Origin of the sequence: Paraglaciecola arctica, from assembly GCF_018861065.1 — a bacterium.
In the GTDB taxonomy this organism is placed as follows: domain Bacteria; phylum Pseudomonadota; class Gammaproteobacteria; order Enterobacterales; family Alteromonadaceae; genus Paraglaciecola; species Paraglaciecola arctica_B.
Genome location: NZ_JAHKQO010000029.1, coordinates 18540 through 33143, shown reverse-complemented (window position 1 = coordinate 33143; position 14604 = coordinate 18540). Strand labels below are relative to the sequence as shown.

The window sequence follows — 14604 nt, the reverse complement described above, 5'->3', positions numbered from 1 at the left end:
TTTTGCTTAGGCCAACTGGTTTGGCTTAAGCTAACATTGCAGTTTGAATAAATTATTTCACTTTTGAGACCGTTTGATGACAAGTGTGTATACCGTCATTTAAGCATCACCTAGTGATTCAGCAGAGTAGTTAATTTCCCGCCCAGTATTTTTTGAAGCCTTACGCTCTTCTCTTCGTGCTTTCAAGGCTAACATACAAGGTGTCAGAATTAAGGTGAGCACAGTAGCAAAGGCTAAGCCACCAGCCACTGCTGTAGCCAATTGTGACCACCACTCGGTTGAAGGCCCCCCAATATCGACATTACGACCAACAAAATCGATATTGACTTTGGCCACCATAGGTAACAATCCTAAAATGGTGGTGACAGTTGTCATTAACACCGGCCGTAAACGTTGTGCTCCTGTACGCAAGATTGCCTCAGAATAAGGAAGACCCTCTTTACGCAAAATGTTATAGGTGTCGATAAGTACTATATTGTTGTTTACTACAATTCCCGCCAGCGCTATGACACCAATACCAGACATGACAATTCCAAAGGGTTGCTGAAATACCAATAGACCCAAAAACACCCCTACAGTTGAAAACAATACTGCGCTTAGAATCAAAAAGGCTTGATAGAAACTATTAAACTGTGTCACCAAAATTATCGCCATGACAAACAACGCCACTAAGAAGGCATTTTGCAAAAAAACGGTTGACTCATCTTGTTGTTCATTTTGGCCTTTTACCTGTAGATTCACTCTAGGATCGAGATCTAATTCAGGTAGTAATGCCTGCAATTTAGGTAGTTCAATACTTAACAATTCTCCTGGGACCATATTCGCTTCAACCGTAATCACTCGCTGACTATCGATATGCCGAATAAGGTCGGTTTTAGGATGCGGACTACGTTCTACAAAATTGGAGATAGGCACCATGCCACTCGCGGTTTTCATACGTAATTCATCGAGTTTACCAACGTATCGGGAATCCATTGGATAACGCACTCGAATATCCAACTCATCATCAACATCGTTTGGTCGATACTCGCCAATTTTTAGACCATTAGTAATAAACTGAACAGTACTGCCAACTAGGGTTGCGTCTGCGCCGAATCGCGCCGCATCACTGCGGTTAACCTTAAGTTGCCATTCAATACCCGGTTTTGACGCTGTATCACTAATAGAAGTAAATTTATCGTTATTACTTAATGCGGCTCGTATTTTTAATGCAGCTTCATCGAGTAATTCAGGAAAACGAGAAGACAGTAAAATTTGTAAATCTTTGCCCTGCTGTGGGCCATTTTGATCCGGTGTAATTTCAATATCCATACCTGCTAAATCATCAAGCCTAGCGTGGGTTTCTTTTAGGACCTCGTCTGAGTGTTCACGTAAATGCCAATCCAATAGATTCATGCGCAAATAACCGATTTGATCGCTACCACCGGTTCGCACATAGAGGGTTTCAATTGCATCCATATCTAACAATCGAGATTCGACTGTTTTGATGACTTTATCTTTTTCGTAAATCGATAAATCCCCCGCACTTCGCACGGTAATATTAATCCCTTTGGAATCAACGTTAGGAAAAAACTGTGTCCCTAAACCGGACATCCCATAAGCGGTAAAGGACAATATGGCAACCACTATTGCACCCATCAATATTTTCCACGGATGCGCAATAGCCGTCGCTAAGACACGGATATATTTACCTGAAAAACCCTGTACTTTTTTTATGTCACCCGTTTCAGTTTCAAGCATTTGTTGCTTTGCAAATTTGGTGACATAGCGCGGTTTACCAAATACACCACCCAATACTGGGACAAATATCAATGCCATTAACAGTGATGCTGACAATACAGCGATCAAGGTAAAAGGCAGGTATTTCATGAATTCACCCATCATGCCCGGCCAAAACATTAAAGGAGCAAAGGCAGCTAAGGTAGTCGCAGTAGAGGCGATTATTGGCCATGCCATTCTTTGCGCCGCTTTACTGTAGGCGGCTTTTTTATCCATGCCTTCACTCATACAGCGATCGGCGTATTCAGTCACAACTATGGCACCATCAACTAACATGCCCACAGCCATGATAAGTGAAAACAGCACCACCATATTTAAGGTGTATCCAAATAACGAAATAATCAGAATTCCGGTCAAAAATGAGCCTGGAATAGACACACCCACCAATATGGCTGTGCGCAAACCCAAAATCGCCACAATAACTACAGCCACCAAAATAATGGCGCTAGACACGTTGTTTTGTAGATCGGTCAGCATCATGTTTACGTCAATGCTTTGATCACCTGTATAACTCACTTCAATACTAGCCGGCCATATAGAGGATTGTTGTGCCGCAGAAACTAGTGATTTCACATTAGCCACAGTTTCAAGCATATTCTCACCTGGCCGTTTTTTTACCTCTAGCGACACTGATGTATGACCATTTAATCGTGCAAAACTGTTGGGATCTTTATAGGCGCGTCTGACTTGTGCTACGTCTTGAAAAGTAATGACACTGTCACCCTGCACTTTCACCGGTTGTTCCATCACATCTTTTACTGATTCAAAAACAGAGGGAACCTTGACCGCAAAACTACCCTTACCATTGTCCATTGTGCCTGCAGGTACCAATTTATTATTTCGTGATAGCAGGTTTAAAATATCGCTTTGATCCAGCCCGTAAGACTCCATCAGTAATGGATCGACTACTATTTCAACTATGTCTTCGCGATCGCCGCCAATATCCACTTCAAGAACTTCGCTTAATCCTTCTAATTGGTTTTTTAATTCTCGGGCAACGGTCACCAATGCTCGCTCTGAAACAGGTCCAGACAACACCACAGTAATCGCCGCTTGTTGCCCGGCCATAGTGACTTCGTGAATAGTCGGCTCTTCAGACTCAGAGGGCAGTTTTGCTCGGGCAACGGTTACTTTATCTCTAACATCTGCTAACGCTTCGCCAGAATCAAAGCCTGCTATAAATTCGAGGTTGATACTGGCAAACCCTTCTCCAGCAGTCGCGCGCATTTCCTTTAGGCCATCTATAGCACGTAATTCTCGCTCCATAGGTTTAACCAACATCCGCTCTGCATCTTCAGGGGAGATACCATCATGAATAATTGAAATATAGATAAATGGAATAGGCACATCTGGATTAGATTCTTTAGGAATATTCGAATAAGTCACTACCCCAGAAACCAGCAGTAATACAAATATCATCAATACTGTGCGGCTATGGCTTAAGGCACCATGAATTAGATTATTCATTAGTTAGCCTTTGAAGCAAGGCTGTTAGCGCCGTTAGCGCCTTCGTCAACACGGCTCACTTCTACTTTATCGCCATCGCGTACAAAACCGTGCCCAAGAGTTATGATATCTGCTTGTTGACCCAAGCCAGATAACCACACGCCTAGGCTGTCACTTTTTACAATATCAATAGGCACAAACTTTACGTGTTCATCAACTACAATTTTGACTCCCAGATTACCCTGTTCGTCTAAAGCCATTACCGCTGGCGTAATCCGCATAGCCCAAGTTGTTTCCAGTGGCAAAGCTAGTTCGGTACTCATGCCAGCCATTTGAGAATAATCGGAGTTAGGTACTTCCACTTCAATTTTGAAGGTGTTGGTACCTAGTTCCGACACACTGGATATATAACGAATTTTACCTTGTAACACATCACCCGACACCATACGTCCAGAAGCTTGCTGTTGCGCTTTGAGCCCCTTAACATTGGCTTCAGTGACATTTGCAGTAATAACCAATGGATCTAAATCCACAAGCATCGCAACTTTGTCGCCTTCCTTAAGAAAGTCTCCCACTTCGATAAATCGTTCATTAACAATGCCATCAAACGGAGCCGTTATTTGGGTTCTAGATACCGCTAATTCATAAGCCGTGACATCGGCTTGAGCCATTTCTAAATTGGCTGAAGCTTGAGCTAAAGCAGTTTGTGATTGATAGCCTTGCTTACCTAAAGACTCTGCACCTTTTAGCTCTACTTCGCGCTGCTTTAACGTTGCTTTAGCTGACTGTAAACGACTTTGGTAGTCGCTTTTTTCTAGGCTGATTAATTTTTGGCCTTTACTAACACGCTCACCTTCTTGCACATGCACGGCTGTTACTAAGCCTTTTACTTCGGCGCGCAAGGTGGCAACACGATCGGGTTCGGTTCTGCCGTACAAACTGATTTCACGGGTCACTTTGTTGGCGGTTACCTGTTCTACCGTCACCTTAACTAACGACGTTTCGGTCTTTTTGGGCGAGACCGAGCTATCTTGGTTTTGTGCTTCAAGCATACCCGATGCAACCCATAAACAAAGAACAACGAAAATAATCAGTGCGATCCAAGCAGGTTGCTGTCTAAGTTTGTTGATGGTGAACGCCATGGTTTTTCCGCGATAATTTAAGTGCAGCTAATTTACCTTTTTTTGACGGGAATATCACAAGGAATAAAAACAATTATGCGAGGAAAATGTTACTAAATGCTTAGAATGTAACAGGCAAGTTGTGGCTTAAAGAAAGCCACAACTTAATTATCTTAGTTATATCGCACTACTTTTCTAGTTGATAAATCACTTCAACCAAAGAATCCATTCTATCCGCAAGCACGGTCTGAGCATCATAAAGGCCTTGGTTGTAATAATGTTTGCCCATTTCTTTTGAGATAAAATCAAGAAGAAAATCTGCATCAAATTGCCCTAATTCAATTTCTAACTCATCACTCATATACTTTTGAAGCTTTTGAACTAGTTGTTGCTTTTGCTGTGCTGGAAATTCTATCTCCGCCATGCTTTATCTCATCTCGTTTTAAATAAAAACCCGAGTATGCCATACTCGGGTGACAAGAAAATCCTTAAAAATTAATTCAACATATCACTCATCGTTCCGCCACTAGAAAAGTGTTGTTGGCTCACCCGCATGCAAGTTTGCAAATACAAATCGTCGATTTCTTGTGCTGACATAAAGGAATCACTGAACCCAGTAATTTCAGGATCGATGTGTAACTTGGCACTATTAATCACTTGTGCAATTAACTCTCTAACATTATCGGTGCCCATTGCCACACGCATAGTGGTTAGATAAATACCGCTTTTAGCTTGGGCTTGTGAGTCTAATTCACTGTGAGAAGTCAGTGCTGGACATAAAACAATAGTATTGTGCTGGCCAATGCTTACTTGGTGACTAAAGGCTGGTTCAAGGGCGTCAAAAAAGCGTACAAAGGTATCGCGGCTTATATCGGTGCCTTGCATATCTACAGTAAAGAGTGCGCATGGCCAACCATGGCGCATTTGGCTTTCTCTTAGTTCCGCATTAGGGTGGCCGTCAATGGCGTGGCAATTAACGTTAAAACTTTTGTGAGACGCCAAAAATTGACTGAATACACAAGTATTAATTACTTTTTGCATAATGCGCATTTCTAGGGTTTTCATTCCCGTTAACACATCAAAGGCTTTTTCTGAGTCCAAAAACGCGCCTTTGATATAATAAACATCCCAGAACATGGTTTTTGACCAAGAGTATCCATTTACACAATCACCTTTACCTTGGAACATGCGATAAGCTTCGCCGATGACCACACCTGCGGTAGTGGCACCACTACCACAAATGTCTTTGGTATAACTATGTACTACATAATCTGGGCGTTCGTCTTTATCCTGTCGCTGCAAGGGTTGATGTAAGATAGGCGTTGCAAGAGTGGCGTCTAACATCACTACATGACCTGATGCGTGGGCTATTTTACAGATCCCTGCAACATCAAGCACATAACCGTGAGGATTACAGGGGGATTCCATGTATACATGTAAGTCATTCCCCGCCTCAAGGCGCTTGGCATGTTTAACTTTGGTTTGTTGCATAAAGCTAGAAAATTCTTGTGCGGTATAGCCGTCAAACCACTCAAGTTGCACATTCAAGCGATTGTCACGTGCAAAAAAGTCATGTAGTAGCTGATACACCCCACCATACACATTTCGAGATACAATCAACACATCATCATGGCTTAATACATTGGATAACAGCGCATCAATTGCCGCCATACCAGAGTTAAAGTTCCAGGCTAAATAATCTGCAGAGTAAGGGCCTGCTTCTAAGTCGACTATCGCATTAGCCAGCGAAATGTTCGTTGGATTAAGTAAGCGTGAATAAATTTGGTGAGTTGACTCTTTGCCTTGAAAGGCGTCGTCTACCCATTCGGTGCAAGCATAAACATAGGTAGCGGTTCTCACCACAACAGGAGTAGCCGAAAAAAGTGCGGTCACATTGTCAAACAATGGGTAATGACTCTTGCTAACTTGAGAGCCGGATTGTTTACTTAAACTTTGATAAGTGGCACGAAACGGATTTTGTAGGGTGTCGAGAATTTTGGCAATCTGAAACGACAGAAACTTTTTGGCATTAAAATAGGCGACTTTGTTTTCCTTGCTCAACCCTTCCAGGGTGTCACTGGTAACCTGCCAAAGTTGCTGCATATTGGCTTGTGTGTAATATAAATGCTGTGCAGTATTAAACAACGCTTGGCCATACTCGCTATTTTTATCTATCCCAAAATGGGCAAGCTGTTCGTTTGTTAATTCTTCAACAGTATTGGCTTGCGTGGTGTTTCTTTTTGGCGATAGAATTTTTGCGAGTTCGGTTGTGTTTGAAGTTACGTTGTCAGAAGCGGTATCTGTAGTACTCATGTTGCAATCTCTTTGTATTTTTATTGATTCAAACAACAGTAATCCGAATTTAATTCTAAATATAGATAATTTTTACAAATATAATTTCACAATAATGTATTTTAGTAATTTTTTCTTTACATGGTAGATAAATAACTATGCATAAGGTTGCCATTTTAAGCCGTGATTCAGAGCGCTATCGCGCTTTAATAAAAAAATCACTGTTGCCCGATCTAGAGTTAGTACTAGTAAACAACAAAATTTCTGAGTCTTTTGATTACAGTAAAGTAGATATTTTATTTGGCGATCCTGATCTAACGTCACAAATTGTGGCGCAGTGTACCGAGTTGAAATGGCTTCAATCTACTTGGGCCGGGAATGCGCCATTGTTTGCCGTGGATAAAAACGACTATCAACTATGTGGTGTAAAAGGGGTATTTCAGCGAGCCATGCAAGAATATGTGTTCGCCTATTTGTTGTATTTTTCCCGTAATTTAAAGGGATTCGTTGAAGCACAAAAACGAGGAACTTGGGAGCCACCCAGTTATCAATCACTTGCAGGCAAAACATTAGGAATAATGGGAGTAGGCGATATAGGCAAAGGTGTTGCTAATATGGCGAAAAACTTCTCCATGATTACTCGCGGCTATACGCGAAACAGCCATGACTGCGAAGGCATTGATCAATATTACAAAGTCAACGAAGAACAGGATTTTGCTACAGATCTGGATTACTTAGTATGCCTGTTACCACAAAGCACAAAAACTACAGGGCTTATAGATAAATCATTTCTATCTTATTTACCGCCCCACTGCGTATTAATTAATGCTGGACGCGGCGCTTCAATAGTCGACAGAGCTTTAATTGCGGCCCTACAAAGTAAGGCACTTCACGCTGCGGTTTTAGATGTATTTACGCAAGAGCCTCTACCTAAATCTCACCCGTTTTGGCAGTTAGATAATCTCTATATCACTCAGCACACTGCCGCAGAATCAATACCTGAAGAAATTTTCGCCATATTTAGTAATAATTATGTTAATTATATAGATGGTCACGCCCTGCAGTATGTATTGGATTTTGATAAGGGCTATTAAAATTAGGTACTTCATTTGACCTAAAATTACTTAGTGTAAAGTAATGAGGTTAGTAGAACGAGGCGCAGAGTACTAATGATGAAACGTAGAATAAGATCGACTGAAGAATATATCGTATTGTCTATTAGTGGTGCTTCAGCATTATGTATTGCACCATTCGTTTTGATTAGGTTTTTTCACGGTGAATGGGCAATGGCATTGTTGGATTCGTTTGCTGTTTTGTCTACAGCCTTTCTTTTTATCTATGTTTTCCTCACTGGTAAGATTCTTTTCGCGCGAAGGTTTTTGGCCTTTCTATGTGTTGTGATTGTAGTGGCGACCATTGGCCTAAAAGGACCTCAACAATTAGTCTGGTTATATCCAGCGATCATAGGAATATTTTTTCTAGTCAATCCACAACAGTCTTTTATTATTGCCACTGCCATGGTGAGTGTATTAGGCATATTTTTATGGGAGCAACTCAATTATATTTTTGTTGTTCAATACGTATTTTCAACTCTGATTACGCTGTTGTTTAGTTATTCCTTTGCCGACCGAATGTTGCGCCAGAAAAACCAACTCAAAGAATTGTCAATTAAGGACCCGTTAACTGGGGCTGGCAATAGAAGAGCGCTAGAAGAAGAGTTGTTACGCGTAACTGAACAGGATAGCGAACTCAAAAATCAGACTCCTTGTCTAATAATTATTGATTTAGATGAGTTTAAAAAAATTAATGACCAATTTGGACATAGTGTAGGTGATAATATTTTGCGTGACTTTACTGACTTAGTGAGTCAAAAGTTGACTAAAAATGAGCATCTTTATCGATTTGGCGGCGAAGAATTTGTGGTCATTTCACATTTTAGTAATCAAGAAAAAGCGTCTATATTAGCTGAGTTACTACGAGAATCTATTGACCAACATCGTTTTGATAAGAACCTACACGTAACCATTTCATTAGGCATTGCCCAGTACGCTCCCCATGAAACAGGCTTTGAATGGATAGGCAGGGCTGATAAAGCGATGTACCGTGCAAAAGACGCGGGACGTAATTTATGCTGTATTGCTGCGTGATTGGTGGTTAGTGAATAGTGAATAGTGAATAGTGAATAGTGAATAGTGAATAGTATCTAAAACTACTCGGACCGACACGACAACACTAATCTAATAACGAACTAGAAAAGCCTTTGAATTCAATCGGTAGTTCTGGGTTAGTCAAAGTAAATGTTTTTCTGTCTTTTAAGTTTAGTCGCTGTACCAACCCTCCGTGATGTTTCTTAAATAGTACCTCAAATTCACCACTGGCAATAATCTTGTTGAGACCCGTTTCTACCCGGTGAGCCAAACGGGCTTGGTTTGCAGCGACATAAAACACTAACGGGAACGGATAATAAAGCATTAGTGATGGTTCAAGACTTAAGCCGCCTAAAGGGGCTGCTGTATTCTTAAAAATTTCCTCAATTTCGTTTACTCCTAGGGCAACGTAATCGAACTCTGCGTTCTTTAATCGCATAAACAACTCATCAAAATTGCCCTTCTCGACAACTCTATATTGGTTATACCTAAAGAGTTCGGCATCAGCCCAGGTTTGAGGTATACCTATGGACTTAACTTGAAGTTGTTGATGGTGAATAACCTGAGAAAAACTGGGCAATAGTTCGTCTCGAACTATGAGCAGTCTGTAACCTAACAATCCTTTCGTAATAGGTTGAGTGATCACCCACTTTTGGATGTTTTTAAACTTTAGGTTTCCAGCCACAGTCACCAAAATATCGGCACCATTGGAAAAAATATTGGCTTCGTCTTTGGCACTAGGATAATCAGTGTTATCTACTCGCAACTCGACTGATGCATATTCTTGATTAGTGGCTTTTAAACATGCTTGTAATAAGGCCAATTCATAACTCTGCCTAGCAACAGACTTATTACCGTTCCAAAAAAACACCTTGTGCATCCGCTTAGTCCTAACAACCACCCAACTGGCCGAATTATGCCTTGTTTATGTTCGTAATGCTGCGCATCTAGAATACAATTTATCCACAACCTTACTTAGTCATTTATTCTTAAACTTCGGGACACACTATGAAATCACATTTTTCTTTGGCCTCAGGGGTAATTTCTTCACTAGCATTTTTGACCCTAAGCAGCCTTTTGTTTGCTTTTAATAGCGCCGCCCAATCACCTTCTGTGGTTAAAGTCATCAAACAGGATAATCAATACTCCCTAACCGTAAATGGTCAACCCTATGAAGTGAAGGGAGTAGGCTTGGGTTATAAGAACGATGAAAGTGTCAAAGCCTTAAAAGATGCGGGCGGTAATAGTTTTCGAACTTGGGGCATAAAGAATATTGAACGCGAGCTCGCTATGGCAGAACAGCTTGGACTGATGGTTGCGGTAGGTTTCAGAACCGGTAAAGAATTATTAGGTTTTGATTACAACGATGAAAAAGCGGTAGCCGAGCAATACAAACGTGTCACCCTAGCAGTCGAAAAATATAAAAATCACCCAAACGTATTGATGTGGGTGATTAATAACGAGCCTAATCTTCTGTTTGATGAAAAAGGCGTTTTAAAACAGGTCAACACTAAGGTGTATACCGCCATGGGTGACATCATTGATTATATTCATGAAAACGATCCTAACCACCCAGTGTCTTTTAGCCTTGCTGGTGCCAATCCAAAAGATATTGCACAGGTATTAGAGCATGCGCCCAATATCGATATACTATCTGTGCAGACCTATGGTGACTTAATCACATTGCCAGACAGTATTGCGCAGGTTGATGCCCAAAGTCACGCAGACAAACCTTACATGGTGACCGAATTTGGTCCAATGGGACATTGGGAGTTACCGACCACAAAATGGGGGCGCGAAATTGAAGAGCCAAGTGCCATCAAAGCGGCGGGTATGGCCAAACGTATGCAAGATGTCATTGTTAATGACAAAACCGGTAAAATCATTGGTTCATTCGCATTTTTCTGGGGGCAAAAACAAGAACGCACCCCAACTTGGTACGGTATGTTCAATGAATCAGGAGAACAAACTGCTCGGATAGACGAACTAACCCGAATGTGGACTGGTCACTATCCAGCGAACCGCGCTCCTCTGTCAACAGCCATCACCATCAATAACACTAAAGCCATTGATAACGTGCGTTTAAAACCAAACCAATCGGCCAAAGTTAAGGTGGAAGTTAGCGATCCAGACGGCGACCCACTCACTCATCAATGGGTATTAATGAAAGAAGTAGAAGTACGCAGTCAAGGTGGCCACCACGAAGAAAAACCAGCCGTAATACCTTTACAAATCATCTCATCCGATACGCAGGAAAAATTCGTAACCATGATCTTCACTACACCTAATGAAGCGGGTGAGTATCGTTTGTTTAATTACGCGCTCGACGGAAAAAACAAAGTAGGTAATGCAAATATTCCATTTATGGTTGAGAATTAGCAGTAACAAAAGGCTAGAATGCGCAATTGTTTTAGCCTTTTATTTTTCAGCCCAACCATTTTGGATCATTCATGTCAGATACCTTAGAAAATATTTCGCAATTTACCCCAGAACAACGTTTAAGTTACTTAGTTAAAGAATGTGTAGCAAATAAACAAGTATGGATACTCACCGATCAAGACGGCTGCGTAATGCTTAATACAGAAGATGAAGATTGCACCCCAGTTTGGCCAAGTGAAGCCTTTGCTCTAGCATGGGCCACCGGAGAGTGGGCTGAATGTGCGCCTAAGGCGATTGATTTAAACACTTGGCATAGTCGCTGGACCGAAGGATTAGAAGACGACGAGGTAGCTATAGCGGTGTTTCCTAGCGAAAATGAAGAAGGATTGGTCATTTCTGCTCAAGAATTTGATTTTGAATTGAAAACCAAATCTAAGAGATAAAGCATTTTCGATTAATCCACACTCGCTATACCACTGATTATGAATAGAACTTCATCAAATTGACAGACTGCAATAAGCGCAGGTTGTGTGAAAAGCGGAAGTTGACAGGTTAGTAACCTGATTGTCTTCTCCGAGCGACCAGAAGACAGCCGAAGACGTTCACGCCTATTGCTGGTTTAAATTAGATTGCAGTCAGTGACATCCACTCGCATAGCTACCGTCATTCCCGCGAAGGCGGGAACCTCCATCAACATCTGAGAAATCGATAAAGAGCCTTCTTTTCAGCTTATTAAAAAGTGAGTGAAAATATAACTTTGTTGTGTTTTCTTTATTACATTTCAATTGAGTTTACGGTCGCTATTAGTAGATTCCCGCCTTCGCGGGAATGACGTGTAATAGCTTGTAATTCCTCGCCGTCTGCAATCAGCTATTGGCACCTGAGTAGAGATTCCCAATCAAGTGTAGCATGACGGGATTTGGCACATTTGAGTGGAATAGATAAAGAGTAACTGACTCGGACGGATTCGAGACAAAAAGAATCAGCCGGACGCAGCACGGGTGATTGCGCGAAACCTTCTTTTAGCCTCTTTATCAACAATAATTCCTAAAAAAACGGCGGCTTCTAAAAAATAAAGGCCGCCGTATTATCAAGTCAGGTTAATCTAAACAGATTACAAATTATTAATAAAATAATTCGCTCGCATTGTGCTTAAGTGCAATGAGGTACCTTTACCTTCAACAATACCATGACGTCTATTCGGGTAGGACATCAAATCAAATTGCTTGTTGTGTTTAACAAACTCATTGATTAATCGCTCGCTGCCTTGGTAGTGCACGTTATCATCGCCAGTACCGTGAACAAGCAGTAATTTTCCTTCAAGTTTGGAGGCATGTGTAATAGCCGAAACTTGAGCATAATTTTCAATATTGTCAGCTAACAAACCTGAATAACGTTCTTGATAAATAGAGTCATATAACCTTTTATCAGGCACTGGAGCCTGAGACACACCTACTTTAAACACATCAGGATGCCTAAACATTAAATTTAGCGTTAACGAGCCGCCACCAGAATGCCCCCAAACACCCACACGGTCACAGTCGATATAATTCCACTTGTCACACATGGCGTTGATAGCATCAGCTTGATCTTGGGTTTCCAAGCTACCATCACCAGCGTAAATTGAGCGTCTCCAATCGTGGCCTCTAGGTGCTGCCGTACCTCGGTTGTCGATAGAAGAAATAATAAATCCTTGTTGAGCCATCATTATGCCCCACATACCGCGGTTACCTTGCCAAGCATCACGCACGGTTTGCCCGGCCGGTTCACCATAAACATAGTGAATTAATGGGTACTTTTTGTTTTCATCGAGTGCAGCGGGGCGCAACATATACCCGTCTAAACGCAAGCCATCTTGGGCTTTAACACTGTAAAATTCAACGTCACCTATGTTTAACTGAGCAAGTTTTGCAACAAGCGCGGCGTTATCTTCAAGTACATGGTGCGCTTTGTGATCTGGCAGCGAAATTAAGCTATAAACCGGTGGAGACAAAAACGAAGAATGGGTATGGATAGCCCAGCTCGAATCGGCAGAGATTTTATAGGAATTGCTACCGCTATATTGGCTTGGAGTAACCTGCTCCATCTTACCGCTGCCGTCTAAACGCGTGCGCTGCAAATATCGTTGCGATACATTGTCTGGAGAGGCAACAAAATATAACCACCCATTTGCTTCATCAACCGAAACCAATTCAGTGACATCGAACTCCCCAGGCGTGAGATCTTGATATTTTTTACCATCGCGAGATACAAGATAGATGTGTTTCCAGCCATCTCTTTCACTCTGCCAAATAAAGTCATCTGAGTTTTTAAGCCACTTAGGCTCTATCATTAACTCAATAAAAGTGTCTTCTTTTTCAGTTAAAAATGGTTCGGCCTTTCCGGTGTCTGCATCTGCGTAAAACAAGGTATTAGTGTCCTGTTTACGATTAAACTGCTGAATCAATAACTGCTCACTGTTATTAGCCCAGTCCATGCGTGGCACATACATGTCTTTGGCGACACCTGGTAGTTCTACCCACTGAGTTTTAGCCTTATCTAGGCTAACCACACCAATACGGGCCGCCGCATTTTCTTCACCTACTTTTGGATAAGGAATAGCCGTCACTTCAGGATAAAGAGTGTCGGTGTTATTGATAATCAAAAAGTCTTTGGCTGCATGGGTATCCATTTGCCAATACGCAATACGTTTACTATCTGGGCTCCAACGGAAGCCATCACGAATCGAGAACTCTTCTTCATAAGCCCAATCAAATAACCCATTGATGATAGTATTTGACGCATCACTGGTTAATGCCGTCACTTCTCGGGTTTTGAGGTCTTGGGCATAGATATTGTTTTTCCATACATAGGCAAACTTCAAACCGTCAGGTGAAAATTTCCCAAACATCATTTCAGCTGGCGCTGATTGTTTGCCACCTAGTTGCCACAACTCATTGGTTTTAAGGTCACGAACCCAATAATCACCGCGATCTTTTCTTCGCCAAACGTACTTGGCATTGGTATAAATTAATACTTTCGATTTATCTTTAGACCACTGATAATCATCTACCGCTAAGGCTTTGTCTGAGCCTGGTGGAATCAGTTGTTTTAGGGGCAGTAATACTGTTCGCTCCAAAGTAGCAGGATCGTATTTAACAATTTCCTCGTACACTTTGATGTCATCACCGTATTGATCTTTTTCGAGCTTGGCATCTTCGTAACCTGGCGCAGTTTCTAAGGCACTAAAGTTAGCGCCTTCATCTAACCACCTTACTGTTCCTGGTCGCTTGGCATTGTATTCCCAACTACCGTATATGGCTTCGTTAGTTAGTTTTACGCCGTTCTTTATAGGCTTAGCGGTATTCATTTTATTGTCAACTGTACAAGCAGACAGAATAACCAAGCACAAGGTGAGTAGTGCAACATTGTTGCTCCTTGTAATAATTTTCATAATTAAT

The 14604-nt window shown here is 41.6% G+C and carries 10 protein-coding genes; 4 read left to right on the top strand and 6 right to left on the bottom strand.

All coding sequences use genetic code 11. The annotated features are described in order from the left end of the window. Window positions 1-99: 99 nt before the first annotated feature. The 4 genes from KO534_RS10915 to KO534_RS10900 form a co-directional block, all read right to left on the bottom strand. The gene (locus KO534_RS10915) at window positions 100-3246 is read right to left on the bottom strand and encodes an efflux RND transporter permease subunit (RefSeq protein ID WP_215929691.1); all 3147 of its coding nucleotides are present in this window, start codon (window positions 3244-3246) and stop codon (window positions 100-102) included. Beyond that, the gene (locus tag KO534_RS10910; protein WP_215929690.1) at window positions 3246-4367 is read right to left on the bottom strand and encodes an efflux RND transporter periplasmic adaptor subunit; all 1122 of its coding nucleotides are present in this window, start codon (window positions 4365-4367) and stop codon (window positions 3246-3248) included. Before KO534_RS10910 ends, KO534_RS10915 begins: the two co-directional genes overlap by 1 nt. A 166-nt stretch (window positions 4368-4533) precedes the next feature. Continuing rightward, window positions 4534-4770, bottom strand: coding sequence for a DUF2164 domain-containing protein (locus tag KO534_RS10905; protein ID WP_215929689.1), 237 nt, complete (start codon window positions 4768-4770; stop codon window positions 4534-4536). Between the two features lie 71 nt (window positions 4771-4841). Beyond that, window positions 4842-6659: a trans-sulfuration enzyme family protein gene (locus KO534_RS10900; protein ID WP_215929688.1), complete on the bottom strand. Its 1818-nt coding sequence runs from the start codon at window positions 6657-6659 to the stop codon at window positions 4842-4844. 137 nt (window positions 6660-6796) lie between these two features. On the opposite strand from KO534_RS10900, the gene KO534_RS10895 reads away from it, so the two are divergent. Further along, window positions 6797-7732, top strand: coding sequence for a D-2-hydroxyacid dehydrogenase (locus tag KO534_RS10895; protein WP_215929687.1), 936 nt, complete (start codon window positions 6797-6799; stop codon window positions 7730-7732). A 75-nt stretch (window positions 7733-7807) separates the two neighbouring features. Beyond that, window positions 7808-8785, top strand: a complete 978-nt coding sequence (locus KO534_RS10890; RefSeq protein WP_252732082.1) for a GGDEF domain-containing protein — start codon at window positions 7808-7810, stop codon at window positions 8783-8785. A gap of 85 nt (window positions 8786-8870) precedes the next feature. Here KO534_RS10890 and KO534_RS10885 read toward each other — a convergent pair whose 3' ends face one another. Further along, entirely contained in the window at window positions 8871-9665 is a 795-nt protein-coding gene (locus tag KO534_RS10885) for a hypothetical protein (RefSeq protein ID WP_215929686.1), read from the bottom strand. A 128-nt stretch (window positions 9666-9793) separates the two neighbouring features. On the opposite strand from KO534_RS10885, the gene KO534_RS10880 reads away from it, so the two are divergent. Together KO534_RS10880 and KO534_RS10875 are read left to right on the top strand one after the other, a co-directional pair. Beyond that, window positions 9794-11164 carry a glycoside hydrolase family 2 TIM barrel-domain containing protein gene (locus KO534_RS10880; protein ID WP_215929685.1) on the top strand — a complete coding sequence of 457 codons (1371 nt, stop codon included), beginning with the start codon at window positions 9794-9796 and terminating at the stop codon, window positions 11162-11164. A gap of 71 nt (window positions 11165-11235) precedes the next feature. Beyond that, window positions 11236-11607, top strand: a complete 372-nt coding sequence (locus KO534_RS10875; RefSeq protein ID WP_215929684.1) for a DUF2750 domain-containing protein — start codon at window positions 11236-11238, stop codon at window positions 11605-11607. Between the two features lie 671 nt (window positions 11608-12278). On the opposite strand, the gene KO534_RS10870 is transcribed toward KO534_RS10875, so the two are convergent. Beyond that, window positions 12279-14597, bottom strand: coding sequence for a S9 family peptidase (locus KO534_RS10870; RefSeq protein WP_215929683.1), 2319 nt, complete (start codon window positions 14595-14597; stop codon window positions 12279-12281). Window positions 14598-14604 lie beyond the last annotated feature (7 nt).

Coding starts and splice junctions, on each gene's coding strand:
- KO534_RS10915 (WP_215929691.1), bottom strand. CDS start 3,246: ATGAATAATCTAATTCATGGTGCCTTAAGCCATAGCCGCACAGTATTG.
- KO534_RS10910 (WP_215929690.1), bottom strand. CDS start 4,367: ATGGCGTTCACCATCAACAAACTTAGACAGCAACCTGCTTGGATCGCA.
- KO534_RS10905 (WP_215929689.1), bottom strand. CDS start 4,770: ATGGCGGAGATAGAATTTCCAGCACAGCAAAAGCAACAACTAGTTCAA.
- KO534_RS10900 (WP_215929688.1), bottom strand. CDS start 6,659: ATGAGTACTACAGATACCGCTTCTGACAACGTAACTTCAAACACAACC.
- KO534_RS10895 (WP_215929687.1), top strand. CDS start 6,797: ATGCATAAGGTTGCCATTTTAAGCCGTGATTCAGAGCGCTATCGCGCT.
- KO534_RS10890 (WP_252732082.1), top strand. CDS start 7,808: ATGATGAAACGTAGAATAAGATCGACTGAAGAATATATCGTATTGTCT.
- KO534_RS10885 (WP_215929686.1), bottom strand. CDS start 9,665: ATGCACAAGGTGTTTTTTTGGAACGGTAATAAGTCTGTTGCTAGGCAG.
- KO534_RS10880 (WP_215929685.1), top strand. CDS start 9,794: ATGAAATCACATTTTTCTTTGGCCTCAGGGGTAATTTCTTCACTAGCA.
- KO534_RS10875 (WP_215929684.1), top strand. CDS start 11,236: ATGTCAGATACCTTAGAAAATATTTCGCAATTTACCCCAGAACAACGT.
- KO534_RS10870 (WP_215929683.1), bottom strand. CDS start 14,597: ATGAAAATTATTACAAGGAGCAACAATGTTGCACTACTCACCTTGTGC.